This is a genomic window from Chryseobacterium sp. Leaf404 (assembly GCF_001424145.1).
Classification (GTDB): domain Bacteria; phylum Bacteroidota; class Bacteroidia; order Flavobacteriales; family Weeksellaceae; genus Chryseobacterium.
Genome location: NZ_LMQM01000011.1, coordinates 21,000 through 47,016 on the forward strand (window position 1 = coordinate 21,000; position 26,017 = coordinate 47,016).

A 26,017-nucleotide genomic window follows, 5' to 3' on the forward strand; every position below is an offset into this window, starting at 1 on the left:
TAAAAGAATATTTGTACGTTTACAAATGTATTTGTTTGATGTAAATTAATTATTTACATTTGTAATTACTAATTTGATGCTTATTTTATGAGTTTAAATGACAGAATCTCAAAAGTGATAGAATATTCAGGTCTCACGTCCTCAGAATTTGCGGATGAGATTGATGTGCAGCGTTCCTCTATCTCTCACGTAACTTCAGGAAGAAATAAACCTTCTTTAGAATTTATCATAAAAATAAAATCCCGCTTTCCTGAAATCTTATGGGATTGGCTGGTGAATGGTGATGGTGAAATGCTGAAATCTGAACTTCCGGCAGAAAATATTATTGATGAAGAACAATCTAAGCCTACTTCTCTACCCGATCTTTTTACTCTTATCAATGAGGACGAAGAAAAAAAAACTGAGGACGAGCCAAAACGGGATAAATCTGTTGTAGCAAAAGCGCCGCCAGAATCATTTAAAACGTACGGGAGTAAAGCAAACACCGAAATATCCGATTCTCAGCGTTTAGAAAAAACAGGCGAACAAATCATCAATCAAGTTATTGAAAATCAAACACATAAGATAAAACGCATCGTTCTGTTCTACGAAAACGGAAAATTTGAGAGTTTTGAACCCTGAGATTAATTTTAATTCAGAAAAGCGGTCATCAACAAAAAAGCTCAGTCTATGACAGACTAAGCTTTTCTTTTTTTATTTTGAGGAAGAAGAATCATTTCTTTCTTCTGTCTAATTCTTTTTTAATTAATCCCAGTTCTCTTCCGGTTTGTCCGGCAACTGAAGTGTTTTCTCTGGCTCTTCTCGTAAGATACGGAACAACATCTTTCACAGGTCCGTAAGGTAGATATTTAGCTGCATTGTAGCCTTTGTCAGACAGATAGAATGTAATGTTATCACTCATGCCGTAAAGCTGCCCAAAATAGATGTTTGGATGGTTATTTTCCAAACCTTTTGCTTTCATTTTATCTATCACCAGCTCAGAAGAAACTTCGTTGTGTGTACCGAAAAATGCGGAAACTTTATCAAGGTGATTCATCACAAAATCGATTCCTGCATTGTAGTTTTTATCAGATGCATCTTTCGTTGGCTGAATGGGATCTGCATACCCTTTTTCGGCAGCTCTTGCGCGCTCTTTTTCCATGTAAGCACCACGTACAATCTTGTAACCGATAAAGTAATTTTTTTCCTTCGCACGCTGAAGATTCTGATTCATATATTCCAGACGACCGGTTCTATACATTTGAATAGTGTTCCAGACAATCGGTTTTTCCTGATTATATTTTTCCATCATCTCCTCGCAAAGCTGGTCTGCTGCGTCCTGCATCCAGGTTTCTTCTGCATCCACCATTACTTTTTTGTTGTTTTCATGGCAGAGCTTACACACTTCGTCAAACCTTTTTACCACTCTTGCCCATTCTTCTTTTTGGCTTGAAGTGAGTTCAGAACCGTTTCCCACGGCGTCATACAAATCAATTCTTCCGAATGCTGTAGGTTTAAAAACGATAAAAGGAATGGCTGGATTTCCCACAGAAAATTTAATGATATCTTTAATTTCCTGGCAGACCGCATCAAAAGTTTCTTCATCCTCCTTCCCTTCAATGGAGTAATCAAAGATACTTCCAACGCCTCTTTTAAAGAGCTGTTTCACTGCTTTCATACTTTCTTCACGCGTTTCGCCACCACAAAACTGCTCAAAAAGAGTATTTTTTACAATCGTATTGACGAACGGGAAATTATTATGAACAGTAAAATTAAGGACAGAAGTTCCAAGACTTGTTAAAGCCGGCTGCTCAATCATTTTGAACATCCAATACGCTTTTCTTAACTGCGCATCTGTTTTGTCTGCAAATGCAACTTTTGTATCGTTAAAAATGGGCATCCTTTTTAGTAAATTTATTTTGGCAAATGTAAGAATAACCTAAGCTTTATTAAAGCTTTTTTTCTATAATTTACCCTCGATTCCGTTTAAAAGCATGGCTATAATTCCTACAAAAACCCAGAACCTCAAAATATTGAGCGTGAAAAACTTAGTACGCCCTGACGTATTTAAAAGTAAATATATACAGATAATCAACACAAACAGACCTCCTGTGAAATAATAAGACATAAATCCCGAAATTCCCGTCCTGTCTACAAGTTTTGCCGAAACAGCCATTGTAATGATCAGCAGGGAGACCAGAATAATTTTAGTATTTTTACTTCTGAAATAGTTTGGAATTGTAACATACCCCAGAGCCTTATCCACACTTTTTGTTAATGTATCTTTCACAATATCAATACATAAAAGAATGAGAAAAAGAAAAATGGCCATTAAAAAAACTTTCATAGAGAATGTTTCATAATACACCATCATTCCGAAAAACGGATATAAAGTTAAACTTACAAACGTGAGATTATTTAAAATCAAAATCCGGCTCAGCTTGTGACTGTAAAACCACATAAAGAACTGATAAACAATAAAAAAAAGGAGAACGCGATAAGAAATCATGCTTGCAATTCCCAACGATATTAAGGTTAAAACCAAATAAGCGTAGAGAAAATATTTCTGTTTGATAAAGCTTTGAATTCTTGTACGGAAAGGTTTTACCACGTAATCTTTTTCAAAATCATAGAACTGATTAATGATTCCGCCTGCAAGAATGCTTAAAACAGTACAGAAAATAATCCCGTGAACCTTGAAATCGAAAACAAAATTTCTGAAATTTTCTTCCTGATTAAAAAGGAAAAAAGTAGAAACATAAAGGGCAAATGTGAGCAGCGCAGCCACAAAGAAACGTGCGCCAAATAAGAAGCCCACGAATTGTGACAGTCTGTAAAACAGAGATTTCTGGAAATAATTTTTCTGCTGGAAACTTTCTTTTTCAGAATTCATTCCATGCAGCATTAGAATCTGTATATTACTTCTTTTTCAAAACCTTCAAGCATTTTTTCAGCTTTACCGTAATCTTTTGTAAATCCTAAAATGTAACCACCGCCACCACTACCACAAAGTTTGAGGTAATAAGCATTAGAATCAAGACCTTTTTTCCAGATATTAAAAATACTTTCCGGAATCATCGGGCGAAAATGTTCATAAGCCCAATGAGAAAGCTTTTTAAGATTTCTGAAGAACGGATTCATATCTTTTTTAAGGAAAGAATCGATGCAGGCATTGTTGTAACGGATAAATTCTTCTTTCAAAGTTTTACGGAAACCTTCAGTCTTCATTTTTTCAAAGAAGATCTGAATCATCGGTCCAGTTTCGCCTGTAATTCCCGAATCGATAAGGAAAATTGCACCTTTGCCTTCTTCGCCTTTTGGGATTGCAACTTTGTCTAAATTTTCTTTGTCTTCAATGAGAATCGGAAGGTTCATGTAGCAGATCAGAGGATCCATACCGGAACTTTTTCCGTGGAAATAGCTTTCCATTTCACCAAAAACGGCTTTAATATTTTTTAAGTCGTCTTTTGAAATACTGTCGGGATTGTGTTTTGTGAAACAGTATTTTTCAAAAATAGCTGCCACCAAAGCACCAGAACTGCCCACCCCATAACCTTGAGGAATGTTGGAGTCAAAGAAAAGTCCGTTTGAGATATCTTTTTTAAAACGCTTCACATCCAGTCTGAATTGCTCAGGAAGACTCAAATTTTCTAGAAAAGCAGCGTATTTATTGAGGTGGAAATTAGATTTTTTTTCAAATTCTGAATCGGAATCTGAAAATTTCAATGTGCCCTTATAAAAGCTGTAAGGAACTACAAGACCCTGAGAGTCTTCTATCATTCCGTATTCTCCGAAAAGGATAATTTTAGCGTAAAACAGAGGGTTCGTCATTGTGTGTTAAAATCTTTGTGCAAAGTTACTATTATTCTGCTGAATATTAACAAATTTTAAGCCAATAAAACGCTTATATCTTGGTTTTTAGGAATCTGATCAAAATTGCACCCGTGGCAAAAAATGCAGACATTGAGATAAACGCATACTGCATATTGTGAAACTTCTGGATAAATATACTGAAGATCAACATTCCACAGATGATAGCCAATTTTTCCAGCACGTCATAGAAACTGAAATACGTTGTATTTTCCATTGAATTTTCCGGTAAAAGTTTTGAATAGGTAGATCTTGACATCGCCTGAAGTCCGCCCATTACCAAACCGATTAAACCTGCCAAGCCATAAAACTGAAGCTGTACATTTGGGTTTTCTTTGTTTAATGAATAAGCCGAAAGACAACATCCAATCCAAATAATTACGGCAATTGTGATCACGTTTTTATTTCCAATTTTTTTTGATAATCTTGAGAATAAAAATGCTCCGAAAATCGCAATAATCTGAATAACCAGAATTGTAATGATTAATTTATACTTATCTGCTTCCTTAGGAAAAATCACCGTACTTCCAAACGGGACTGCCATTAAAAATATGGTCTGCATTCCGACGCTGTAAAAGAAAAAACTTGAGAGGAAAAACTTAAGTGCTTTATCTGAAAAAAGTTTGTTTCCAACTCTGAATAATTCTCTGAAACTCTCTTTCGCAATGTCTTTATAGAAGCTGATATTATCTTTTAAAACCTCAAAAAATCCGCCCTGCTCCTCGTGTCTTTTGAAGATATTTTTATAATTTAAAAGCACTAAATCTTTAGGCAATTTATCTTTAACATCTCCAAACTGAGGCAAATGTTTGAAAGTATACTGTGAAAAACCAAACCACCAGGCACCTGTAAGCAAGAAGCTCACTCTGATGTAAATTTTAGCCTGCTCCGGACCTTCTGCAACCACCTGAATTAAAACCAGACAGATAATTAAAAGAACCACGGAACCTATATAACCGTAAATATAACCTCTGGCAGAGAGGGAATCCTGCTTATCGGGAGTGGCGATGTCGGGTAAAAATGAATTGTAAAAAACCAAACTTCCCCAAAAGCCTACACTTGCCGTTATGCTGAAAAGTAATCCTAAGAAAACGTTTTCCATTCCTGTAAACATCGCTAATCCCATACAGGACGTTGCTCCCAGATAACAGAAAAACTGAAGGAATGATTTTTTATTTCCAATAGTATCTGCCAATGAAGATAAAAACGGGGATAAAAGCACCACTAAAAAGAACGAAATTGCGTAAGAAAAACTTAAAACCGCTTCCGGTTCATACCCTTCCCCAAAAACCTTAATCATGTGACGCACAGGAATTTCCTGCACTTCGCCAGCTTCTGCAACAAACTCTTTTTTATTGTAAGCAGTTGTGAGAATCGTATAATAAATTGGGAAAATTGCAGAGGTAATAACCAAAGAATAAACAGAATTTGCCCAGTCGTAAACTGCCCAGGCTTTCATGATTTTCGGGTTATTTTTTATATTTGGAGTCGGTTGAATTTGAGTTTCAGACATTTTCTAACTAATTAGTTGCACAAAAATAGAAAAACCGCTGAACATTCGGCAATTTTTATTTTTATAAGGTAGAATTTTATTGGTTTATTAAAATAATGATTTAAATTGAAACAGGTATTTTTATAAAGGTGTCGCTCCTACGGAGCTTTCTTGGGTTACCGATGTGTTAGCTACAAAGGTTTGGCTTCTCTGAAGCCTTCAATATTTCGACGAAATCCGTCAAACTTTTAATTTTATTTAAAGATTTAGAATAAAAAAACCAGAAACATGGAAGCTTCTGGTTTTTAAAATTTATGTCTGAACATTTATTTTTATAGAAATTCTAACTTTTTCTTCTCATTAACATTTGAACTATCAGAACTATAATCCCCATAACCTGAAAGAATGTACCTAATGTTAAAACTATGTTTCCATTGAAAGGTCCCAGTGTGATATGTGTGATTTTCAGCCAGGCGCCAACAAGCGTGATTAAAAATCCAATCAGAAAAATAATGATACCGAGTTTAAATTTCATAAAAAATTACATGTTTTCAATAACGATAGCAGAAGCACCACCGCCACCGTTACAGATTGCAGCAGCACCGTATTTACCGTTGTTTTGCTTCAAAACATTGATCAAAGTAACAATGATTCTTGAGCCAGAACTTCCCAGTGGATGACCTAAAGCCACTGCTCCACCATTTACGTTTACTTTTGCAGCATCCAATCCTAAGATTTTATTGTTGGCCAGACCTACTACAGAAAACGCTTCGTTAAATTCAAAGAAATCAATATCTGAAACTTCCAAACCTGCCTTTTTAAGAGCGATTGGTAAAGCTTTTGAAGGCGCTGTTGTGAAGTTTTCAGGCTCGTGGGCAGCGTCTGCATAAGAAACGATTTTAGCTAAAGGTTTTAGACCTAGTTCTTCCATTTTCTCTTTTGAAACAAGAATCAAAGCAGAAGCACCGTCATTTAAAGTTGATGCATTAGCAGCAGTAACCGTTCCTTCCTCTTTTTTGAAAACTGTTGGAAGCGTTGGCATTCTTTCGAAATTTACCGCTTTATATTCTTCATCTTCAGCGAAAATGATTGGGTCACCTTTTCTCTGAGGAATGGATACAGGAATAACTTCTTCAGCAAATTTCCCTTCGCTCCAGGCTTTAGCAGATCTTTTGTAAGATTCTATCGCAAAATTATCCTGATCTTCTCTTGAAAAACTGTAATCTGTAGCACATTTTTCTGCGCAAACCCCCATGTGAACTTTGTTGTAAACGTCTGTAAGTCCGTCTAAAACCATTCCGTCCTGCATTTTTACGTCGCCTAATTTGGTAGCGTTTCTTGCATTATAATAGTGAGGAACCATCGACATATTTTCCATCCCACCTGCCACGATAACGTCTGCATCACCAGCTTTAATAGCCTGTGCAGCCATTGTCACAGCCTTCATTCCTGAAGCACAGACTTTGTTAATGGTTGTAGAAGGCGTTTCATTTGAAAGTCCTGCACCTAAAGCAACCTGACGAGCCGGAGCCTGACCCTCGCCTGCCTGAAGAACGTTCCCCATGTAGATTTCCTGAACGTTTTTCGGGTCAAGATTAATTTTGTCTAATGCTCCTTTTACCGCTGCAGCTCCCAGTTTTGTAGCAGGAACTGTAGATAAACTTCCCATAAAACTTCCCATTGGAGTTCTTACTGCGGAAACGATGAATACTTCTTTCATATCTTTTTTAATTTTAATTTAATTTTTCTAAACACAATTGCTCATAATTTCTTAAAAACTCAATGTTTTGATCTTTTACCCTCGCCTATCTCTACTTTTCACCTGGCTCTTTTTGTAAATAACATAATCAAAGCTCCCAAAAACTCAACAGTCCATCCCCATTGTAGTTTAACGGTTCCGGCCAAAGCTTTTGTCCATGATTTAAAAGGAAGAAAACTGAAGTAGCTTGAGGCCTGATATTTCACTGCAAATAATGTGAATACAAAAAGAATCAGCAGAAATACAGCGAAAGTATTCACAAGTTTACTTCTGTTGTTCACAATCCCAAAAAGTGCACAGGCAGAGAATATCCAGCAGAAAATTGCCAGAAAGTGATCGAGCTGCCAGTAGTTCCAGTTTCCGATGATGGGAACGTGAACGAGTGGAAGAAAGCTTCCTACAACCACCAAAATTAATCCTAAAAGCTGTAAATTTTTCATTAATAACTGTGAAATTTATTATCAATCTCAGAATGCCAAAGTACAAAAAAAAACATACTTTTTGTGAGTATGCTTTAAAATCAAATAATTGAAAATGCGAATCTGTTTTAGATAAAAATTATATTTAAATATTATCAGTTATTTAATATTAATTTAATTTTATTGTTAATTTAAAAATTAACACTCACCAATTCCAAACCAATTTGAATACCATATTTATTGTTTAGCAACGCATCATTGTTAAAAGTTGGGGTAAAATCTTTCTGAATGAATAATGCAACACCTCCATATCCCACACCAATTTTCGCCCCGGCAATGAAGTTATTTACGCCAACCATTACTCTCTCTCTTTCCACAATTTTTTTTGTGTAATCTGTGGAATATTTATTATAGATTGCACTCCGGGTTCTAATGCCACTGTAAAATCCACCTATCAGATAAAACTGTGTTTTTCTGTTATCGAGATATTTCACACCTTCATAATCTACATATTTAGGATTTAAAACCCATCTCAATTCTAAGGGAATCGTTATGTATGTATTATAAATTAATGTTTTTTTCAACTGCCCTTTTGCAAAATCCTGCAGAAATAAATTTTTGCCGTCCTGTGCAAATACTTTGTTATTCTCTGGCGTAAAATAATCGGTACGCAATCCCAAACCTAAGCGATAAAAAACCGGACTTGTAAACTTACCCAATTGATTTTCATACCTAAGAGTGGCATAGGCTGACAAATTATTACTGGCGCGTTTCACATCAGAATCTTTATTATAAAAACCAAACGGTTTATCTTCAGAAGTAAGTGACGGAGAAACAAAACTTGCGGTAAGTCTTACAGAATGCAGATAATCTTTCGGTAATTTCACTCGTTTATTGAAGATACCCAAGAGTCCACTTTGTGGGTCAATTCCGAGACTGTAACGTTTATCAGGATTTAAAATAATATTTCTGACCATCTCTTTTGTAGAATCTTCCAAACTGCCTTTTTCATTTTCAATCTTTTCATTGAGAATATTTTGATATCTTTCAGCTATTTCCGCTTTTCTTTTCTGCTTTTCTTCTGCGGAAGATTTTCCATTAAAATCTTTATCAAGTTGATCCAGCTCAATATTCATCTTCATTTTTTCTGATAGAATAATACTGTCGATTTTTTTGGTATACACATCCATTTCAGAATGAATATTCTTGTTACTTTGACTAAAAGCCTGCATAGATAGTATAAGTGCAGAAAATAAGGCGATTTTTGTTTTCATATCATGATTATTTTTAGACGTAATTGTATCACCGTTTAGCTGTAAACAGTTATTTATTTATAGAAATTAATTTTAATTATTCTGAAACGATGGAATCAGCAAATACATGAACTCCAAATATCTGCAAAGAGCTCGGACGTTTAAATTTTAATTTTGAAGCATCTACAACTCCGAACTGTCGGTCGTTTTTCATTTCAACTCTGGTCTTATCTAATTCTCTTCCTAAAAGTAAATCATCAGCGTTGATGTAAGATGATTTTTTACTTTCTGTTTTGCTCGGTTTTAAACCTGCAAATTCAGAATTTTGGAGAGTGGGATTTTGAGCAATTATTTCATCAGTTTTTTTGTTAAATACTATGATTTCAGTTGGTTCGATAAATTCTGTTGGTGTTTTATAAATTTTTTCAGACGAAACATTTTGATTTTTTTTAAAACTAATAATAGAATTTTCAAATTTTTCCTTACTTGAAATTACTGTTTCAAATTTTTCTGTTGGTTTTAAATGATTTTCATAAGGAAATTTTTTAACAATAATCTTGTCATTTTCTATAGGTTTGTTGGAATTAAAGTAAAAAAGACTTCCTACAGAGATCAAAAAAAGGATAACCGCAGCGTATTTCCACCATCTAAAAGTTGGTTTTTTACCTGTTTCAGAACCTGATTCCAATCCATTGTCTATCTGATTCCAAAGGTTGGCAGAAGGCTTTATTACAAGGTCTTCGTAATCACTTTTTAACTGTTTCAGTATGTTTTTGTCCATTCTCTTTTGCTTTTAAATAATCTGCAATCCATTTCTTGGCTTTGCTGAGCTGGCTTTTGCTGGTTCCTTCAGAAATATTCAGAATTTCAGCTATTTCCTGATGCTTTTTGTCTTCAAATACATACAGATTAAAAATCAGTCTGTAACCTGCCGGCATTTGAGAAAAAATTTCTTCGATATTGATCTTGTGAAAATTTTCGTCCGGATCTTCTTCAAAATAATCATCAGCGATTTCGATATCAGAATACAGAATATTTTTGTTTTTCCTGATAAATGTAATGGAATCATTGACCACAATTTTTCTCAGCCAAAACGAAAAACTTTTCCATTCTTTACAGTCATCAATTTTATTGAAACACTTGAGAAAAGCATTTAACAATACATCTTCTGCATCATGAATGTTATTTGTGTAAGAATTGGCAACCGCCAGCATTTTAGCTGAAAACAAGTCGAAAAGCGCTTTCTGAGCTCTCCGGTTTTGCTTTTTGGCGAGTTTAAAATTCTCTTCTAAATGATTCATTAATGGGTTTCTATTTATAAGACTGCAAATTGTGAAAATGGTTGCTTTAACAGCAAAAAAAATGCACTTTTTTTTAAAGTGCATTTCAGTGATCTGTTTTAAGATCTTTTTATTGAGCAAAAGAGTATCTAGGTCCGCCAGACTGGAAGATTGCGAGCATTCTGCTTTTTTGATTATTTGAAAACATATACATTGCTCTGTCATCTACGTAATCCATGTAGTTCATTGTCATTTCTACAGGAGTTCCCGCACAGGTGCTGTAATGTGGATAGGCCGGAGCGCCATAATTGGCTGTATTGTGAGAAGGAGTATCAGCTACAAGGTCGTTACCGCAAGTAGCATCGCCCCAGATATGACGGAGATTCATCCAGTGGCCAACCTCATGGGTGGCAGTTCTGCCCAGATTATACGGATAGGTTGCTGTACCTGTAGTTCCCAGATATTTTGAATCTATCACCACACCATCCGTTGCTGAAGATCCACCAGGAAACTGTGCGTAACCTAAAATCCCGCCGCCAATGGTACAGACCCAAAGGTTGAGTTTAGTAGTGGGAGAAAGCGGACTTAAACCTCCCTGATTGGATTTCTTCATGGCATCTCTGGTTCCCCAGGATGATTTGTTGGTAGCTTTTCTTACCACCTGATCCAGTACGAATCTGATTCCAACATTGGCTTTTACATTGGCAAATAGTGTGGGAACATTATTATAATCAGTGTTTGTAGCGTTAAAATCTCTGTTTAAAACATCAATCTGAGACTGAATCTGTGCGGCAGAGATATTTTCTGCTGCAGTTTTATACAAAACATTTACCACAACGGGTATTTCTATAACACCATTTACCAGTCTGGAATCAAAATTTTCATGCATTCTGGCAGCTGTAAATGATTCTATCTGCTGCATTTTACTGGCGAGTTCGGGATCTGAAGCCAGTTGCTGTTTTAAAACTTCATCAGAAGCACAGTTTCTTTTGAAAGCTGAACTTTCAGTTTGACTGTCTCCCATTTGCTGATCCATTTTTTCGTCAGACTCACAGCTTGTGGCAAAAAGCCCAACAAGACCTAACATTAAAATCGTTTTTTTCATATCAAATTCATATTAATTATTACTTTTGATTTATATATCTTTAAAGAATATTTAAATCTTAAACAAATATAATAAATTTACTAATCTGAAAAATTATTTGACCAAAAATTTATGATAACCTACCCTAATATTCTGAAAGTCAATATAAAAAAATGCTTTAGCTACAAAAAAAACGCATCTTTAAAAGGATGCGTTTTCTATGATAAGTGAGTGAAGTTAATGATTTATTTCTTTGAGTTCTACCGGATTGTGTTTGTGCTTAAAAAGTACCCAGAACAGAATGGCTAAAACCAATGCATAAGCTGCAAAAGACAGCCAGATATTTTGCCAGTCTTTCATCATCACAACAGACGATAAGCTTCCGTCAGGATTTACTGATGAATGGAAACTCTCTTTCAGAATACTTATAAATGACGGATTATCCGGAGTTGTTTCCAGATAGGTCGACAATTCCGTAACGGTCGTAAACTTATGCGTAAAAAATTTATCAATCGCCCAACCTGCGATGTAACTTCCGAAAACAGCACCAAAACCGTTGGTCATCATCATAAACAAGCCTTGTGCGGAAGAACGGATCTTTTTATCTGTAGTGGTTTCCACGAAAAGAGAGCCCGAAATATTAAAGAAATCGAAAGCCATTCCGTAAACGATACAGGACATGATGATCAGTCCTAAACCATATCCTTCAGGGATTCCGTAGGCAAAAAATCCGAATCTTAAGACCCATGCAAACATGGAGAACAGCATTACTTTTTTAATTCCAAATCTTTTCAGGAAAAACGGAATTGCCAGAATAAATAAAGTCTCTGAAACCTGAGAAATCGACATGATGATCGTTGATCTCTGCACTACGAAAGAATCTGCATACTTTGGAAAGTGCGAAAATTCACTTAAAAATACATCTCCGTAAGCATTTGTAAGCTGTAAAGCAGCTCCTAAAAGCATTGAAAACAAAAAGAAAAGTGCTGTTTTATAGTTTTTGAAGAGCTTAAAAGCATTTAAACCCAATTGTTCTGATAAAGGTGCGTCTTTATCAATAAGCTTCTGTGGTGGACACTTAGGCAATGTTAAAGCATAAATACCAAGCAGGATTGCAGCTACTCCGGCAATGTAAAACTGTCCTTCAGTAGCTTTGTTTCCCGTAAGATTGGTTATCCACATAGCAACAATAAAACCTACCGTTCCCCAAACTCTGATAGGCGGAAAATCTTTTACCACATCCAGATTACTGTTCTTTAAAACTGTGTAGGAAATTGAATTTGCCAGTGCAATCGTCGGCATGTAAAAACACATCGCAACTAGCATTACCGTAAAAAATGAATTTGGATTATCGCTCTGAGGTAGAAAGAAAAGCGTAATACCGTAAAGAATTTGGAGGATTGAGAATATTTTCTCTGCATTCACCCATCTGTCGGCAATAATTCCGGTAATTGTAGGCATAAAAATCGAAGCGATACCCATAGTTCCGAAAACGGCTCCAAACTGGGTTCCGTCCCACTGTTTTGTGCCGAACCAGAAATTTGCCATCGTTATAAGCCACGCTCCCCACACGAAAAACTGCAGAAAGCTCAGGACGGTCAATCGTAATTTTAAATTCATTATTTATGTTAAATTCTTAATCTATTTTCTTTTTTCTCCTTTTGATTTCCTCCTGAATTTCGAGAGCGGTATCAAAATCCTCTTCTTTTACAGCGTCTTCAAGCAATTTCTGCAGCTCTTCCATCGAAATTGAAGTCAAACTGTCTTCGGAAGCTCCAATTTCAGAAAAAGCCTCGTCTTCTTTGGCCACTTCTTCCAGTTCAAGCAATATTCCGGCTTCGTTTAAAACCTGCTGAGTAGTGTATATTGGGGCATCGAAACGTACAGCCATTGCAACTGCATCAGAAGTTCTTGCATCGAGAATTAATTCTTCTTCTGTTTCTGAATTTTTAAAGTTTATATTTGAAAAAAATACGCCGTCTACGATCTGATAAATGATCACAGAAACCAGTTTATAATTCGTGGAAACAATAAATTTTGTAAATAAATCGTGCGTAAGAGGACGCGGCGGATGAATATCTTTTTCCAGACCTAATGAAATGGATTGTGCTTCAAAATTCCCGATCACAACGGGCAGTTTAACGTTTGTTTCTTCATGTTCCAATAACAATGCGTAGGCGCCAGATTGGGTCTGGCTGTACGATATTCCGCGTATGATTAGCTGTTTATAATCCATGGCTACAAATATAAATTAATTTTTTATTGTAGGTTTTATTTTAGACAAAAATAAAAGCCCGGAAGCCGAGCTTTTATGTATAAATGTTGATGTCTCTCAAAAGTCAATTGTGAATTTTGCTTTGCAAGTGAATTAAATTATTTGAAAACTGACAAGCAAAGCGAACTGACCATTCACAATTCGCATTCTTATCCTTTGATAGCTCTAATCTTTTCGGTTAATGCAGGAATAATCTGGAAAGCGTCTCCCACCACACCATAATCTGCTGACTTGAAGAACGGCGCTTCTGCATCACTGTTGATAACTACAATTGTTTTAGAAGAGTTCACACCCGCCAAATGCTGAATTGCCCCAGAAATACCGATTGCGATATATAAGTTTGGAGAAATTGCCTTACCGGTTTGCCCCACGTGCTCGTTATGACCTCTCCATCCAATGTCTGAAACCGGTTTTGAACAAGCTGTTGCAGCACCTAAAACGTTGGCCAAATCTTCTACCATTCCCCAGTTTTCTGGACCTTTTAATCCTCTTCCGGCAGAAACTACTACTTCCGCTTCTTTTAAATCTAATTTCCCTGAACTTTGTTCGTGAGAAATCACTTTTGTATCTTCATTAGCTACAGAAAGATTTTTCACTTCTTCAGAACCTGAAACTGCATTTTCTTTAACACCGAAAGCGTTTTGAGAAACTGTTAAAATAACTCCTTCTCCTTCGGCTTTTGCGTGCATGAAACCTTTTCCTGAGAATGCCTTTCTTTTCACCTGAAATGGCGACTGACTTTCCGGAGCTTCCAAAACATTGGTAATTAAAGAATAATTTTTCATTACAGCCAACATTGGCGCAACTGAAGAAGCATCTGTGGTATGAGGGAAAACAAGAATATTTCCGTCTGCCACTTCACTTACAGCCTGTGCATAAGCTTTTGCCGAGAAATTTTTAAGACCTTCGTCTTTGATGTTGATCACGTTTGTTGCTCCATATTTATACAATAAATCTGAAGAATCTGTTGGGTTTACAGAAATTGCTGTAACGGTAGTTCCCGCCTGGTCAGCCACTGCTTTAGCGTAAGAAACTGCCTCAAAAGCTGCTTTTTTGTAAACTCCGTTTATATTTTCTGCGTATACGAATACTGACATTTTAATTTTTGTTTAAAGTTTAAGGTTTTATGTTCAAATTTGAGATTTGAGGTTTGAAATTTTACATTTTAACTTCGAATCACGTTACTTGAATCTTTTTACTTTTTACTTGGCTCTTTATTAGATCACTTTTGCTTCCTCGTGAAGAAGTCTTACCAATTCGTCCAAATTATCCGGAGAAACGATTTTCACAGCTGCCCTTGGCGGAACTGAATCATAAGAAACGCCCTGAACTTTCACTTCAGAAGAAGTGGGCTCAACAACCTGTAACGGTTTTGTTCTTGCAGACATAATCCCTCTCATGTTTGGGATAATCAAATCTTTTTCGTCTACCAAACCTTTCTGACCAGCGATTACTGCAGGTAATTTCACAGAAATAGTTTCCTTACCTCCTTCAATCTCTCTTACAGCGGTAGCTTCACCCGCGTTTACGTCTAAACCAACCGAAGCGTTTACGAAAGGCTGATTCAACATCTGAGCAACCATTCCCGGTACAGAACCACCGTTGTAGTCGATAGATTCTTTTCCACAAAGAATTAAATCATATCCACCATTTTGAGCTACAGAAGCAATTTCTTTTGCAGTAGAATAGCTGTCTTTTGGGTCAAGATTTACTCTTACACCGTCGTTTGCACCGATTGCCAATGCTTTTCTGATTACCGGCTCTGTTCCGGCATCACCTACATTCATCACAGTAACTGTTGCGCCCTGAGATTCCTGTAATTTGATTGCTTTTGTTAAAGCAAATTCATCCAAAGGGTTTATTACCCACTGAATACCGTTTTTGTCGAATGCAGATTTGTCTGCTGTAAAGTTAATTTTAGAAGTAGTATCAGGAACACTACTAATACAAACTAATATTTTCATAAGTATACTATATTTTCTTTTTGCTGTATCCAAAAAAATCAGAGAAGCAATTTTGTTTGTTAAGTTTTGTAAATATAAATAAAAAATATATTATGCATGCATAATACTTATTTAATTATTATTCAGTGCATTATAAGTTTTTAACTCTTTGGTCTTGATGCCCTAAACTCTATCTTGCTTGGCAAAACTCTGGGATTCATTTTTAAAACATCGAGTACCAGATTTCCTATATCTTCGGGTTGAATTTTCCATTCATCTTTCTCTGAAGGAATGTTTCCGTTGAAATTTGTAGCTACAGAACCCGGCATTATTACCGTTGATTTGATATTGTATTTCCTTAAATCAATCATCGCAGCCTGAGTAAAGCCCACAACTCCAAACTTTGAAGCGTTGTAGCCCGTTCCGTTTTCAAAGAAATTGGCACCGGCTAAACTTGCAATTGTGATGTAGTAACCTTCACTCTTTTTCAATTCTTCCACTGATGCTTTTAAGGTATAAAAAACTCCGGTAAGGTTGGTTTCAATCATATCATTCCATTCCTCGGCTGTAAGTTCGTCCACTGGTTTAAAAATCCCCAGACCAGCGTTGGCAATCACGAAATCTAACTGTCCGAACTTTTCTTTAATTTTTTTTACAGCTTCATTTTCATTCTCCAGACTTTTTACATCAGAAACAATACCTAAAACATTTTCTGAGATTTTCTTTAGATCCTGCTCAGCTTTTTCCACATCTTCCTGTTTTCTTCCCGAAAATGCAATCGAGACACCGTTTTTCAATAATATTTCGGCAATGCCCAAACCAATTCCTTTGGTTCCCCCCGTAATGTAAGCTACTTTATTTTGAATCATTATTTAAAATTTTTGATTTCTCTAAAATAAAAAAAATCGTTCCATAAGAACGATTTTTATCTGCTGAAATTAATCAGTTATTATTTTTTGATGAATTTTTCAACTGAAACTCCATCTTTTGTTTCGATATTAATCAAATAATTGCCCGCAGGAATTGCACTTACATCTATTTTGTTTTCGTTTAATCTCACATTTACTTTTTTGCCTGTGAAATCTGAAACGGAAACATTTATAATTTTTGAGTCCGCCACAATATTTAGAATTTCTGAAGTAGGATTAGGATAAATTTTTACCGCAGGCGTTGCTTTCACGTATGCACTTAAATCATTCGTAGAAAGAAGTCCCGCATTTGTAAATTCGACGGTTATATTGTCGAAACCTGCCGTTTTGCTTACCGTATTTCCTGCTGCTGTTACATTAAACAGGTATAAATCCTGACCTTCTAAACCTGGAATTAAGCCCAGTGTTGCTGTATCTGCCGATATAGATCCGGAACCAGTGGGCCAAAACCATGTAAAAGCACCTGTTGTCTTGTTATATCTAAATTCCAGGGTTACCCATGTATTTGCTGTTAAAAGTACTCCTGGAGCTGCGGCAAAACCTATTGAATAGACTGTGGGAGCTAATGTAGTTTGATTGGTAAAAAGACCAATTCCTCTAATCTCTTTTGTTGCTACATCATAAGCAAAACCTCCAATCGCTGTAGAAGTAGTGCCATTAAGACCTAAAACTCTCATTTGAATTGTTCCCGTACCTGTGGAAGGCCCTGTATACAAATCAAATTTTCCACGTAATATGTTGTTTGAGGCAGTGGCTACAACAGAGGTCTCCTTAGTTGCTAATCTCGTGTTTAAGGTAGTATTTGTAACTGAACTGTAGCTATTGTAACTTGCAATCGTTAGAGATTTTCCGTGTGCTGCATCAATATTCGCAATCTGATAATCAGCGTTGGCTCCATAATACGTATACCAGCCGTTTTGTCCTCCTGTATTACCTGTGACGTCTGTCCCTAAATTACCGTTCGTATAGGAAGTTTCAAAATTTTCGGTAACCAAAGTTTGTCCAAACACCGTCCCTGTTGCAGAAATCACCAATAGAGAGAATAGAATTTTTTTCATATTAAATTATTTTTAACATTAATTGTAGTAAATGTAATAATAATCAATCAATTGACCTCAAAAATTTTGTTAAAAAACCAAAAAAACCCAGAAATCGCTTTCTGGGGATATAAAATTGGCGTTTTATTAAAATTTATTTTACATAATTCTCAAAGAACAATGGAATACTTTCAATTCCTTTGTAAAAGTTGAACAAGCCATAATGTTCATTTGGAGAGTGTATCGCATCAGAATCCAAGCCGAAGCCCATCAAAACTGATTTAGCTCCTAAAACCTGCTCAAACATCGCAGTAATAGGAATACTTCCACCACCTCTGTAAGGAAGAACTTCTTTACCAAAAGCAGTTTCCATAGCCGTTTTTGCGGCTAAAAATTCTTTGGTTTCTGTTGGTAAAACGTAAGGCATTCCGCCATGGTGAGGTGTAACTTTCACTTTTACATTTTCAGGAGCGATTTTTTCAAAATATTTTGTGAATTTTTCTGTAATCTCTTCCGGAGTCTGATAAGGCACCAAACGCATTGATATTTTAGCAGAAGCCTTCGAAGGGATTACCGTTTTTGCACCTTCGCCAGTGTAACCACCCCAAATCCCGTTGCAGTCAAGCGTCGGGCGGATGGAAGTTCTTTCTAAAGTTGTGTAGCCTTTTTCGCCTTCAACACCACTCAGTCCTATTGATCTTTTAAATTCTTCCGGATTGTCTTTAAGCTTATTCATATCTGCTCTTTCTTCGTCAGAAACCACATCTACATTGTCATAAAAACCGTCAATAGTTATTCTTCCGTCATCGTCAATTAATTTGGCAATCATTCTTGAAAGCACATGAATCGGGTTTGGAACCGCACCTCCGTAAAGCCCGGAATGCAGGTCTCTGTTTGGCCCCTCCACTTCTACTTCTACATAGCTCAAACCTCTCAGACCTGTGGTAACAGTTGGCTGTTCGTTGCTGTAAATGTGTGTGTCTGAGATTAAAATACAGTCACAGGCAAGTTTTTCTTTATTCTCATTTACCCAAGCTCCCAAACTTACAGAACCCACTTCTTCTTCCCCTTCCAAAATAAATTTCACGTTACAGGGAAGTGTATTGGTCTGCATCATAGCTTCAAAAGCTTTTAAATGCATAAAGAACTGGCCTTTGTCATCAGCAGAACCTCTCGCAAAGACAGCCCCGTCAGGATGAAGATCCGTTTTCTCAATATATGGCTCAAATGGCGGTCTTCTCCACAACTCTACAGGGTCTGCAGGCTGAACGTCGTAGTGCCCGTAGACTAAAACCGTGGGCAATTCAGGGTTAATCAGTTTTTCACCATAAACTATAGGATAACCGGCAGTTTCGCAGATTTCTACCTGATCTGCACCAGCGTTTTTCAAATGGGAAGCCACTACTTCCGCACATTTCAAAACATCATTTTTATATGCCGGATCTGCTGAGATTGAAGGGATTCTTAATAATTCGAACAATTCATCCACGAAACGGAGTTTGTTTTCGCTGATGTATTTTAAAGTCTCTTGCATTGTAAATTTTTATTTTGCTAAAAGTAAAAAATTTGCAGGTGTGGCACAAAGAAATCTCTATCTTTTTGCTCAGACACCAAACAAAAAGTCCCACAAAAGTATTGCAGGACTATTATATTTTGAAGGTAAGGCTAGTGAGCTGCCGCCGGAGCCGCTGCTTCCACAGGTTTTTCTGCTGCAGCACTGTCGGTTTTCGGAGCTTCAGTTTTGTGTGCTTCGTGAGCGGGCTCAGCGTGAGCAGGTGCTGCTGCGTGACCGTGAGCATCTCCGCCACCCTGATGATCGTCTGAGTATCTTTCTACTCCTTCTTCAAGTTTCAGCGTACTTTTGTTTCCTCCCGCCGAAATTTTCTTACAGCTTACCGCAACTGATGCAATCGCCAAGACTACCACTAATTTTTTCATATACAGATTTATATTTATTAATGTCAAATGAAAAGCGTTTTCAATAGTTTTTAAATGAAACGATCTCAGATTTAATTTTATAATTGTCAAAAATAAGAAATATTGCATTTTTTGGCAAAGATTTCAGACTGATTTTAAAATAATTTTTCCTTTTTTGGACTGTGTAAAAATAAGATACGATTCTCCGCCATCTTTCAGCTGGTATTTTTTCCTTATTTCTTCCGGTTTAAGAGGATGATTTTTTGATATAATATTAAACTGACCTTTCTTTTTAATCTGTTTTGATTCAATTACTTCCATTTCCAAAATTCTTCCGGGGAAGTGATGTTTTTTTTCTGATGCCGTATAAATATGAGTGTTGGGATGTAATTTTTTAATATTAAATCTTTGAGATATTAAATTGAACACTCCTGATTTTAAAATGGTATTATTTGGAATATAAATGTATTTTTCCGGCTCGCCGTACTCTGAAACTGCATTTTCTTCGTCCCCAAAACTGAAACTGAAAATTTCTTCACCACTCTCAAGGTTTATACAGTTGCAGGCAATTTGATCCTGAGCCACTTTAGAAAGAAAGATAACGATCTCTTTCACATCATTTTTCACCGCAATAATTTCGATTCCGGAAACATTTTTTAAAACGGAAATGAGGTATTTTAAATCAATTAATGGTGAAAGTTTAATGATTACTTTTTCAGCTATTGAAAGCAGATGATCCTGAATTTCAAGAATATTTGGTGAAAGATCTTCGAGGAGAAAGACTTTGTTTTTATTCTGATCTCTTCGTGCGGGATCGAGATAAATTGTGTCAAAATTTTCTGTATTTTCCCTCAGAAAATCTTCTAATTTCTGATTGACAAATTCTGCTTTTCTTTCTAAAACCGTCCAATTGTGTTTTACAATCTCTAAAAGTTCCGTGTTTTGTTCAACCAATGTGACTTTCTCAAAATTTTTGGATAAATAATAAGCATCAATGCCAAAGCCGCTAGTCAAATCAATGAATTTCTTTCCTTTCAAAATTTCTGATTTGTAAAGGGCTGTTTTTTCAGACGATGCTTGCTCCAGATTGAGCTGTGGAGGGAAAATAATTCCCTCTTTCAAAAGAAACGGAAACTTTTTCTGCGCAACCTGTTTTCCTCTGATTTGCTGAACGATTTCCTGCATCGAAATCTCAGGAAACGGGGATTTTTTTAATAGTAACGAATGCAAGTCTGAATTGAGATTTGCGTTGATGAATTGCTGAATACTTTCAGAAAAATCAGAAATTTCCAAAATGTTAATTATTATACCTTAAAATAGCAGAAATTTTTTTCACATTTTTCCTGTCTTTATATAACGTAATTGGTTGACCATTTGGTCTACTATTCACTAAGTATTTATTTCCAATAAGTATAATTGTTATTACTTCTCCCCAAGAAAAACCTGTCAATTGAGTGTTGATGATTATAACTCCCATTTTTTCATCAAAATGTAGATCTGTAGGTTTAAAATTATTTTCCAATTTGGATCTTAAATCCACTAAGTTAAAGTTATTATAATTTTCTATAGCTAAAAATTTAATGTTCTCACCTAACCTCTTAAAAGTAAAGTACATAAGTATAATCCCAACGAAAATCATTAAAAATGAAATAAATATTAATTCATTTTTCGCATCATTTTTAATATAAGAATTCAGCACGGAAAGTCCCATTACTAAAAACAAAGTTGGGAAGAACAAAAAAAAATAATTGGTGTAGTCATAGAATTTCCTCTTCGATCTTTCGAATTGCTTTATATATTCTACATCACTTTTGCTAAGCATTGAAATTTTATATAATTATAAAAATTTTGTTAATAATCACTCAAACATTTCAGCCCAACGAACCGCCTTTATCTCAGCTGGATTGTATAAGTCGTCAACAGATTTCTTAACTTCTAATTTCGGATATAAATTCACGCCAATGAGTTTTATTTTGCCTTCTTCAACCCACTTTTGCTCTTCTACAGCCTGATCATATATTTTTTTCTGAAGAATTCCTTGCTTTAAAGATTCCAAATATCCACCTGCTTCTTCAATTTCAAAGAAAAACTTCCAGGATTTATCTGCAATCTGCTGGGTGATGTCTTCAACATAATAACTGCCGTTTGAGGCGTCTTCGAAGACATTGATGATGCTTTCGTAAGCTAAAACAATCTGTTGTTTAAATGAAATTTCCTCTGAATTTTCAGTACTTTTTCCTATCTGATAATTGTTGCTGTAAACGGCATCGGCACCGCCAATCATCGCAGAGGCCAGCTCTAAAGTAGATCGGATTAAGTTATTTTCGCTGTCAGAAACCGATTTATTTCTCAACGAAGTTTCTGCAAAAATGTAGGGAATTAAATTTAAATCAAATTCTTTTGAAAGCTGATTAAAAACTAATTTGAAAGCACGGATTTTTGACATTTCGAAGAAATAATTTCCTCCGACAGCGATTTTAAATACCAGTTTATCTAAAATTTCTGCACCGTACATTTCGGTTAACTCTTTTGTTTTTGCCAAAGCGATTCCCAGTTGCTGTACAACCGATGCTCCGGAGTTCTGGTGAAGAGAAATGTCTACACCAATATTTCTTTTAAACTGTTTTGCCAGCAATTCTTTTACAAGCTGATCGTTGATCTCAGAAGTTTTTTCGTCAAATACGTCGATAAGAGAAAAATACTGATCTTCATCCGCAGGACTGATGTGCTCTGCCAAATCTCTGTTATTGATAAAAATGGTTTTTTCAACCAGATTTTCAACATTCTCATTGAGCAGAAAAGCAAAAACATCTTCTTCCAAACTTTCGTGATAATTTGCCACCAAATGAGTGCTCTCCTCAATTTTCGGAAGATTTACCAAAGGTTTCTGAACATCTGTGTAGAAAGCTTTTACCTCAATTCCTTCTAAATTTTCTTTCCTTAAAACAGATTCAATATTATCAGTTTTAAGTTGTTTTTTAACAAGATTTTCCCAGTTGGTGAAGGTTTCTGTATTTGACATAGGTATTGGTAGTAAGTAATCAGTAGTGGGTAAAGGGTAATTGGTAATAATTTTCGCTGACTTATTTTAAAATTGACGGCAAAGCTATTTGACTATTCACAATTCACAGTAAATCATTTTTTAGCGACTTTTGAGCTGTCTGCAACGAGGATGAAGATTTCTTCGTTGGGCTTTTTCATAAAATAGTTTTCGCGGGCATATTTTTCTTTCTCATCCTTATTATTCATGAGTTTTTTGTAGAATTTGTCATTCTTTTCGTACTCAGATTTGTAATAGATGAGCTGCTCCTCGTATTTATCGATTTCCCCGTTGATTTCGTTGATCACGAGGAATGAAGTTTTATCAAAGAAAATCATCCAGACCAAAAAAAGACCGATGGTGATCGTGTACTTATTCAACACATATTTTCTGATGAATTTAATCGCATCAGGCTGTGGTTTTATGTCTTTGATCAGTTTATTCTCTTTCATAAGAAGTTTTTTAATGTTTTTTAAGAGAGTTTTTAATCACTGTAGTTAAGAAATCAATGGCTACAGAATTCTGCCTCATATTTGGAATAATCAAATCCGCTTCATTTTTTGAAGGCTCGATAAATTCCTGATGCATTGGCTTCAAAGTGGTCTGATAACGGTGGAGAACTTCATTCAGATCTCTTCCACGCTCCTGCGTATCTCTTTTAATTCTTCTGATTAATCTTTCATCAGAATCTGCATGAACAAAGACTTTAAGGTCAAATTCTTTTAACAATTCTTTGTTGGTTAAAACCAAAATTCCTTCCACCACCAAAACGTTTTTAGGCTCCACGGTAACGTGATCTCCGGTTCTTCCGTGGGTTACAAAACTGTAAATCGGCTGTTCGATGGCTTCATTGTTTTTCAAAGCTTTTACATGCTTAATCAACAGATCAAAATCAATGGATTTCGGATGATCATAGTTTAAAGCTTCTCTTTCCGTGAGGGTAAGGCTGTGATTATCATGATAATAATTGTCCTGAGACAGCATATTCATCCCATCAATATCAAGTTGCTGGATGATCTTATCCACAACTGTAGTTTTGCCGGATCCTGTACCTCCCGCAATTCCTATTACAAGCATTTTTCTTTAAAGTTTTGACAAAGATAGTATTTTTATTAAAAGCTGGAAGATGGAAGTGGGAAGTTGGAAGGTTGATTCCTGTAAATTTGAGGTTTGAGGTTTGAGCAACTCTTTTAAAATCACATTTGCTAATTTAAAATTTTCTGCGTAATTTTTTATCCAAACGAATACAATTTTAAGATATGTATTTTATTTAGAAGACTCCCGAATTTGATAAGTGGCTTAGGAAACTGAGTGATTTAAGGGCGAAAGCAAAAATTTTACTCCGTATTCAAAAAATAGAGAATGATGAGCATTTTGGAGAATGGAAAACTGTGGGTGACGGAATAAACGCACTAAAAATAAATTACGCAAAAGGATACAGGATTTATTTTAATGAAACAAACGGAAAAATTATAATTCTGTAGATTGGAGGCGACAAATCGACTCAGCAAAAAGACATTCAAAAAGCGAAAGAAATTGCAGCGCAAATCAGTAAAAATAAAAAGTAAAATGGAAACATCAAAATTTGATATAACAGATTATTTAGGCAGCAGTGAAATGATTGCTGAATATTTAAATACTGTTTTGGAGGAAGGAAATGACATTCAAATTATAGCTGCCCTCGGAAATATCGCTAAGGCAGTAGGTATGACAAAAATTGCTGAAGAAGCCGGAATGAGCCGACCAAGCTTATACAAAGCATTATCTGAAGGTTCCAAGCCTCAGTTTTCTACCATTATGAAAGTTTTGAAAGCTGTTGGTGGACAAATTAGAATTGAGCCGTTACCTTCATAACAAATCGTAAATTGTGGAGGATTCCGATAAAATTTGAGATTTGAAGTTTGAAGTTTGAGTTTGGCTTTACAGTAAAAAAACTCCGACGTGTTTGCAGGAGTTTTCTTTATTTTAAACGATTTCGCTGGTTAAGCTTCTTGAAATCAGTTTTTCGTGCATGGGTTTCAGAAGATCCATTGAGCCTGTTTTTACGGTGCATTTACCTTTGAAATGGACCAACATAGTGCATTGCTCTGCCTGTATCGGATCATGGTTGCAAATCTGGATCAAGGCTTCAATAACGTCATCAAATGTGTGAATATCGTCGTTATGAAGAATCAGTTTGTAAACTTCATCAGTTTCATCCAAAACCAGAACTTCTTCTTCGTACTGACGCTTCGGATCTTCGTAATCTTTTATTGTATTATAAAAAATCATGGCCTAAATTTTAATCTTCTCCTAATTTGTCTAAAATATCGTCTACAATGTTATTGGCTTCAATATAAACCAATTCTACCATCTCAACACTTTTGTTATTCATTTTTAAGATCTTGAAATGATAATTTTCAAGGTCAAATTCCTGATTTTCTTCCGGAATATCTTCCAGTGCGTGCAGTATAAATCCTGCGAGAGTATTGTACTCGCTCTCTTCAGACAGAGTTAGTTTCTTCGGTAAAGAATCATTGATTTCGTCCAACGGCTGTGTAGCTTTTACCCAAAAGGTATTTTCACCTACTTTATCAACCAGTTTTTCTTCATCATCTTCTTCATCCTGGATTTCACCTACCAGTTCTTCCAGAATATCTTCCAAAGTAATAATTCCTTCAGTACCTCCAAATTCGTCGATAACAATGGCTAAATGCTGCTTTTTCTGCTGGAAAATCTTGAGTAAATCTGAAATTTTCTTGCTTCCCACCACAAAAAACGAATCGCGCATCAGTTCTCGCAAATCATCGTGACTTAAAACGCCTTTACGCTTCACAAATTCTCTGATAATTTCTTTGGTGTAAAGAATCCCGATGATATTGTCTATAGAATTTTCGTAAACCGGAATACGGGAATAGCCGCTGTCCATAATTTCGTTGATGATTGAATTGACGTCATCGCTGAAATTAATGGAGGTGATATTCTGTCTCGGAACCATAATCTGTTTTGCCGAGTGATCGGTAAAATCAAATGCATTTTTAATGATTTCGTAGTTCTCCTCTTCAATTTCCCCGCTGTCGGCAGACTGTTTCACCAAAAGCTGAAGCTCTTCTGTAGAGTGAATTTCCTGTTCGGAAGCCGGATGAATTTTAATTAACCTTAAAAATCCGTTAGACATTAAGTTCATCAACCAGATAAATGGTTTGAAAACCGTATAAAAAACTCTCAGGGGAACGGCTGTAGCCATTGTTGTCGCTTCAGCCTTTCTGATTGCAATAGATTTAGGAATTAATTCTCCAAATACAATGTGCATCACCGTAATAATCAGGAAACTGATCACTACAGAAATGGTAGTCACAGTAGATTCAGCAAAATTAATATTTAAAGAGTGGAATAAGTTGTCTATCACATGGTGCATCGCACTTTCACCTACCCAACCTAAAGCAAGCGAAGCAAGAGTGATCCCGAGCTGAGTTGCAGAAAGATACTCATCAAGATGTTTGATAATGTGCTCTGCCTGTTTTGCCATAGAGTCTCCCTCAGCGGCTTTGAGTTGAATTTGGGAATAACGAACTTTAACAATTGAAAATTCTGCGGCTACGAAAAAGCCATTGAGTAATACAAGAAATAAGGCCAGCAAAAGCCTGACTATGTCCGAGTCCATTTAGAAATTATAATTTATCTTACAAAGATAGGTAAAATATGAATACGATTAAAAATGATTTTGGGATCCGGCATGCGAGATGCAGGATGCTGGGTGC

27 protein-coding genes and 1 pseudogene are annotated in these 26,017 nt (G+C 35.9%); 3 read left to right on the forward strand and 25 right to left on the reverse strand.

The features are described 5' to 3' along the window. The first annotated feature begins 87 nt into the window (after positions 1 to 87). Positions 88 to 621 carry a helix-turn-helix domain-containing protein gene (locus ASG31_RS09780; protein ID WP_056031479.1) on the forward strand — a complete coding sequence of 178 codons (534 nt, stop codon included), beginning with the start codon at positions 88 to 90 and terminating at the stop codon, positions 619 to 621. A gap of 91 nt (positions 622 to 712) precedes the next feature. Here ASG31_RS09780 and ASG31_RS09785 read toward each other — a convergent pair whose 3' ends face one another. From ASG31_RS09785 to udk, 23 genes are all read right to left on the reverse strand, one after another. After that, positions 713 to 1,879: a proline dehydrogenase family protein gene (locus ASG31_RS09785; RefSeq protein WP_056031482.1), complete on the reverse strand. Its 1,167-nt coding sequence runs from the start codon at positions 1,877 to 1,879 to the stop codon at positions 713 to 715. 63 nt (positions 1,880 to 1,942) lie between these two features. After that, on the reverse strand, positions 1,943 to 2,872 hold the full coding sequence (locus ASG31_RS09790) for a UbiA family prenyltransferase (RefSeq protein WP_056032556.1): 930 nt from the start codon (positions 2,870 to 2,872) through the stop codon (positions 1,943 to 1,945). An 11-nt stretch (positions 2,873 to 2,883) separates the two neighbouring features. After that, positions 2,884 to 3,810, reverse strand: coding sequence for a mevalonate kinase (locus ASG31_RS09795; protein ID WP_056031485.1), 927 nt, complete (start codon positions 3,808 to 3,810; stop codon positions 2,884 to 2,886). A gap of 73 nt (positions 3,811 to 3,883) precedes the next feature. Next, positions 3,884 to 5,362 carry an MFS transporter gene (locus ASG31_RS09800; protein ID WP_056031488.1) on the reverse strand — a complete coding sequence of 493 codons (1,479 nt, stop codon included), beginning with the start codon at positions 5,360 to 5,362 and terminating at the stop codon, positions 3,884 to 3,886. A gap of 520 nt (positions 5,363 to 5,882) precedes the next feature. Next, the gene (locus ASG31_RS09810; RefSeq protein ID WP_056031494.1) at positions 5,883 to 7,061 is read right to left on the reverse strand and encodes an acetyl-CoA C-acyltransferase; all 1,179 of its coding nucleotides are present in this window, start codon (positions 7,059 to 7,061) and stop codon (positions 5,883 to 5,885) included. A 98-nt stretch (positions 7,062 to 7,159) separates the two neighbouring features. After that, positions 7,160 to 7,540, reverse strand: coding sequence for a hypothetical protein (locus ASG31_RS09815; RefSeq protein WP_056031497.1), 381 nt, complete (start codon positions 7,538 to 7,540; stop codon positions 7,160 to 7,162). A gap of 170 nt (positions 7,541 to 7,710) precedes the next feature. Next, on the reverse strand, positions 7,711 to 8,793 hold the full coding sequence (locus tag ASG31_RS09820; protein ID WP_131725530.1) for a hypothetical protein: 1,083 nt from the start codon (positions 8,791 to 8,793) through the stop codon (positions 7,711 to 7,713). A gap of 76 nt (positions 8,794 to 8,869) precedes the next feature. Then, a complete protein-coding gene (locus tag ASG31_RS09825; protein ID WP_056031502.1) occupies positions 8,870 to 9,553 on the reverse strand; it encodes a hypothetical protein in 684 nt (227 codons plus the stop codon). Beyond that, complete coding sequence (locus tag ASG31_RS09830; RefSeq protein ID WP_056031504.1) at positions 9,519 to 10,073, reverse strand: RNA polymerase sigma factor; 555 nt, start codon at positions 10,071 to 10,073, stop codon at positions 9,519 to 9,521. The genes ASG31_RS09825 and ASG31_RS09830 overlap by 35 nt, the downstream gene beginning before the upstream one ends. A 109-nt stretch (positions 10,074 to 10,182) precedes the next feature. Beyond that, entirely contained in the window at positions 10,183 to 11,157 is a 975-nt protein-coding gene (locus ASG31_RS09835; protein ID WP_056031507.1) for a zinc metalloprotease, read from the reverse strand. A 216-nt stretch (positions 11,158 to 11,373) separates the two neighbouring features. Then, the gene (locus ASG31_RS09840; protein ID WP_056031509.1) at positions 11,374 to 12,756 is read right to left on the reverse strand and encodes a nucleoside permease; all 1,383 of its coding nucleotides are present in this window, start codon (positions 12,754 to 12,756) and stop codon (positions 11,374 to 11,376) included. Positions 12,757 to 12,772: 16 nt separating this feature from the next. Next, positions 12,773 to 13,372: a bifunctional nuclease family protein gene (locus ASG31_RS09845; RefSeq protein ID WP_056031512.1), complete on the reverse strand. Its 600-nt coding sequence runs from the start codon at positions 13,370 to 13,372 to the stop codon at positions 12,773 to 12,775. Positions 13,373 to 13,560: 188 nt separating this feature from the next. Further along, positions 13,561 to 14,508 (reverse strand): electron transfer flavoprotein subunit alpha/FixB family protein, encoded by a 948-nt coding sequence (locus tag ASG31_RS09850; RefSeq protein WP_056031515.1) that lies wholly within the window; start codon positions 14,506 to 14,508, stop codon positions 13,561 to 13,563. Between the two features lie 120 nt (positions 14,509 to 14,628). Beyond that, positions 14,629 to 15,375, reverse strand: a complete 747-nt coding sequence (locus ASG31_RS09855) for an electron transfer flavoprotein subunit beta/FixA family protein (protein WP_056031518.1) — start codon at positions 15,373 to 15,375, stop codon at positions 14,629 to 14,631. Between the two features lie 140 nt (positions 15,376 to 15,515). After that, positions 15,516 to 16,223 (reverse strand): SDR family oxidoreductase, encoded by a 708-nt coding sequence (locus tag ASG31_RS09860; protein WP_056031522.1) that lies wholly within the window; start codon positions 16,221 to 16,223, stop codon positions 15,516 to 15,518. 80 nt (positions 16,224 to 16,303) lie between these two features. After that, a complete protein-coding gene (locus tag ASG31_RS09865) occupies positions 16,304 to 17,341 on the reverse strand; it encodes a T9SS type A sorting domain-containing protein (protein WP_056031525.1) in 1,038 nt (345 codons plus the stop codon). A gap of 133 nt (positions 17,342 to 17,474) precedes the next feature. After that, positions 17,475 to 18,854: a dipeptidase gene (locus ASG31_RS09870; RefSeq protein ID WP_056031528.1), complete on the reverse strand. Its 1,380-nt coding sequence runs from the start codon at positions 18,852 to 18,854 to the stop codon at positions 17,475 to 17,477. A 131-nt stretch (positions 18,855 to 18,985) separates the two neighbouring features. Beyond that, a complete protein-coding gene (locus tag ASG31_RS09875; protein WP_056032559.1) occupies positions 18,986 to 19,258 on the reverse strand; it encodes a hypothetical protein in 273 nt (90 codons plus the stop codon). Between the two features lie 123 nt (positions 19,259 to 19,381). Beyond that, complete coding sequence (locus ASG31_RS09880; RefSeq protein WP_410493190.1) at positions 19,382 to 20,533, reverse strand: class I SAM-dependent methyltransferase; 1,152 nt, start codon at positions 20,531 to 20,533, stop codon at positions 19,382 to 19,384. A gap of 1 nt (position 20,534) precedes the next feature. Continuing rightward, entirely contained in the window at positions 20,535 to 20,948 is a 414-nt protein-coding gene (locus ASG31_RS09885) for a hypothetical protein (protein WP_131725531.1), read from the reverse strand. Positions 20,949 to 21,095: 147 nt separating this feature from the next. After that, complete coding sequence (locus tag ASG31_RS09890) at positions 21,096 to 22,259, reverse strand: methylmalonyl-CoA mutase family protein (protein WP_056031536.1); 1,164 nt, start codon at positions 22,257 to 22,259, stop codon at positions 21,096 to 21,098. Positions 22,260 to 22,372: 113 nt separating this feature from the next. Continuing rightward, positions 22,373 to 22,729, reverse strand: coding sequence for an FtsB family cell division protein (locus ASG31_RS09895; RefSeq protein WP_056031539.1), 357 nt, complete (start codon positions 22,727 to 22,729; stop codon positions 22,373 to 22,375). Between the two features lie 10 nt (positions 22,730 to 22,739). Then, positions 22,740 to 23,354, reverse strand: coding sequence for a uridine kinase (gene udk, locus ASG31_RS09900; RefSeq protein WP_056031542.1), 615 nt, complete (start codon positions 23,352 to 23,354; stop codon positions 22,740 to 22,742). A 212-nt stretch (positions 23,355 to 23,566) separates the two neighbouring features. On the opposite strand from udk, the pseudogene ASG31_RS18915 reads away from it, so the two are divergent. Together ASG31_RS18915 and ASG31_RS09905 are read left to right on the forward strand one after the other, a co-directional pair. Further along, positions 23,567 to 23,761 (forward strand): annotated as a pseudogene (locus tag ASG31_RS18915) (type II toxin-antitoxin system RelE/ParE family toxin); the annotation flags it as partial. Positions 23,762 to 23,846: 85 nt separating this feature from the next. Next, on the forward strand, positions 23,847 to 24,131 hold the full coding sequence (locus ASG31_RS09905) for an addiction module antidote protein (protein ID WP_056031544.1): 285 nt from the start codon (positions 23,847 to 23,849) through the stop codon (positions 24,129 to 24,131). Positions 24,132 to 24,242: 111 nt separating this feature from the next. Here ASG31_RS09905 and ASG31_RS09910 read toward each other — a convergent pair whose 3' ends face one another. Continuing rightward, positions 24,243 to 24,548, reverse strand: coding sequence for an ATP-dependent Clp protease adaptor ClpS (locus tag ASG31_RS09910; protein ID WP_056031546.1), 306 nt, complete (start codon positions 24,546 to 24,548; stop codon positions 24,243 to 24,245). Between the two features lie 10 nt (positions 24,549 to 24,558). Further along, entirely contained in the window at positions 24,559 to 25,920 is a 1,362-nt protein-coding gene (locus tag ASG31_RS09915) for a hemolysin family protein (RefSeq protein WP_056031548.1), read from the reverse strand. Positions 25,921 to 26,017 lie beyond the last annotated feature (97 nt).

What these genes read in the sequence shown, in the direction of transcription:
- ASG31_RS09780 (WP_056031479.1), top strand. Translation starts at nt 88, where the DNA reads ATGAGTTTAAATGACAGAATCTCAAAAGTGATAGAATATTCAGGTCTC.
- ASG31_RS09785 (WP_056031482.1), bottom strand. Translation starts at nt 1,879, where the DNA reads ATGCCCATTTTTAACGATACAAAAGTTGCATTTGCAGACAAAACAGAT.
- ASG31_RS09790 (WP_056032556.1), bottom strand. Translation starts at nt 2,872, where the DNA reads ATGAATTCTGAAAAAGAAAGTTTCCAGCAGAAAAATTATTTCCAGAAA.
- ASG31_RS09795 (WP_056031485.1), bottom strand. Translation starts at nt 3,810, where the DNA reads ATGACGAACCCTCTGTTTTACGCTAAAATTATCCTTTTCGGAGAATAC.
- ASG31_RS09800 (WP_056031488.1), bottom strand. Translation starts at nt 5,362, where the DNA reads ATGTCTGAAACTCAAATTCAACCGACTCCAAATATAAAAAATAACCCG.
- ASG31_RS09810 (WP_056031494.1), bottom strand. Translation starts at nt 7,061, where the DNA reads ATGAAAGAAGTATTCATCGTTTCCGCAGTAAGAACTCCAATGGGAAGT.
- ASG31_RS09815 (WP_056031497.1), bottom strand. Translation starts at nt 7,540, where the DNA reads ATGAAAAATTTACAGCTTTTAGGATTAATTTTGGTGGTTGTAGGAAGC.
- ASG31_RS09820 (WP_131725530.1), bottom strand. Translation starts at nt 8,793, where the DNA reads ATGAAAACAAAAATCGCCTTATTTTCTGCACTTATACTATCTATGCAG.
- ASG31_RS09825 (WP_056031502.1), bottom strand. Translation starts at nt 9,553, where the DNA reads ATGGACAAAAACATACTGAAACAGTTAAAAAGTGATTACGAAGACCTT.
- ASG31_RS09830 (WP_056031504.1), bottom strand. Translation starts at nt 10,073, where the DNA reads ATGAATCATTTAGAAGAGAATTTTAAACTCGCCAAAAAGCAAAACCGG.
- ASG31_RS09835 (WP_056031507.1), bottom strand. Translation starts at nt 11,157, where the DNA reads ATGAAAAAAACGATTTTAATGTTAGGTCTTGTTGGGCTTTTTGCCACA.
- ASG31_RS09840 (WP_056031509.1), bottom strand. Translation starts at nt 12,756, where the DNA reads ATGAATTTAAAATTACGATTGACCGTCCTGAGCTTTCTGCAGTTTTTC.
- ASG31_RS09845 (WP_056031512.1), bottom strand. Translation starts at nt 13,372, where the DNA reads ATGGATTATAAACAGCTAATCATACGCGGAATATCGTACAGCCAGACC.
- ASG31_RS09850 (WP_056031515.1), bottom strand. Translation starts at nt 14,508, where the DNA reads ATGTCAGTATTCGTATACGCAGAAAATATAAACGGAGTTTACAAAAAA.
- ASG31_RS09855 (WP_056031518.1), bottom strand. Translation starts at nt 15,375, where the DNA reads ATGAAAATATTAGTTTGTATTAGTAGTGTTCCTGATACTACTTCTAAA.
- ASG31_RS09860 (WP_056031522.1), bottom strand. Translation starts at nt 16,223, where the DNA reads ATGATTCAAAATAAAGTAGCTTACATTACGGGGGGAACCAAAGGAATT.
- ASG31_RS09865 (WP_056031525.1), bottom strand. Translation starts at nt 17,341, where the DNA reads ATGAAAAAAATTCTATTCTCTCTATTGGTGATTTCTGCAACAGGGACG.
- ASG31_RS09870 (WP_056031528.1), bottom strand. Translation starts at nt 18,854, where the DNA reads ATGCAAGAGACTTTAAAATACATCAGCGAAAACAAACTCCGTTTCGTG.
- ASG31_RS09875 (WP_056032559.1), bottom strand. Translation starts at nt 19,258, where the DNA reads ATGAAAAAATTAGTGGTAGTCTTGGCGATTGCATCAGTTGCGGTAAGC.
- ASG31_RS09885 (WP_131725531.1), bottom strand. Translation starts at nt 20,948, where the DNA reads ATGGGACTTTCCGTGCTGAATTCTTATATTAAAAATGATGCGAAAAAT.
- ASG31_RS09890 (WP_056031536.1), bottom strand. Translation starts at nt 22,259, where the DNA reads ATGTCAAATACAGAAACCTTCACCAACTGGGAAAATCTTGTTAAAAAA.
- ASG31_RS09895 (WP_056031539.1), bottom strand. Translation starts at nt 22,729, where the DNA reads ATGAAAGAGAATAAACTGATCAAAGACATAAAACCACAGCCTGATGCG.
- udk (WP_056031542.1), bottom strand. Translation starts at nt 23,354, where the DNA reads ATGCTTGTAATAGGAATTGCGGGAGGTACAGGATCCGGCAAAACTACA.
- ASG31_RS09905 (WP_056031544.1), top strand. Translation starts at nt 23,847, where the DNA reads ATGGAAACATCAAAATTTGATATAACAGATTATTTAGGCAGCAGTGAA.
- ASG31_RS09910 (WP_056031546.1), bottom strand. Translation starts at nt 24,548, where the DNA reads ATGATTTTTTATAATACAATAAAAGATTACGAAGATCCGAAGCGTCAG.
- ASG31_RS09915 (WP_056031548.1), bottom strand. Translation starts at nt 25,920, where the DNA reads ATGGACTCGGACATAGTCAGGCTTTTGCTGGCCTTATTTCTTGTATTA.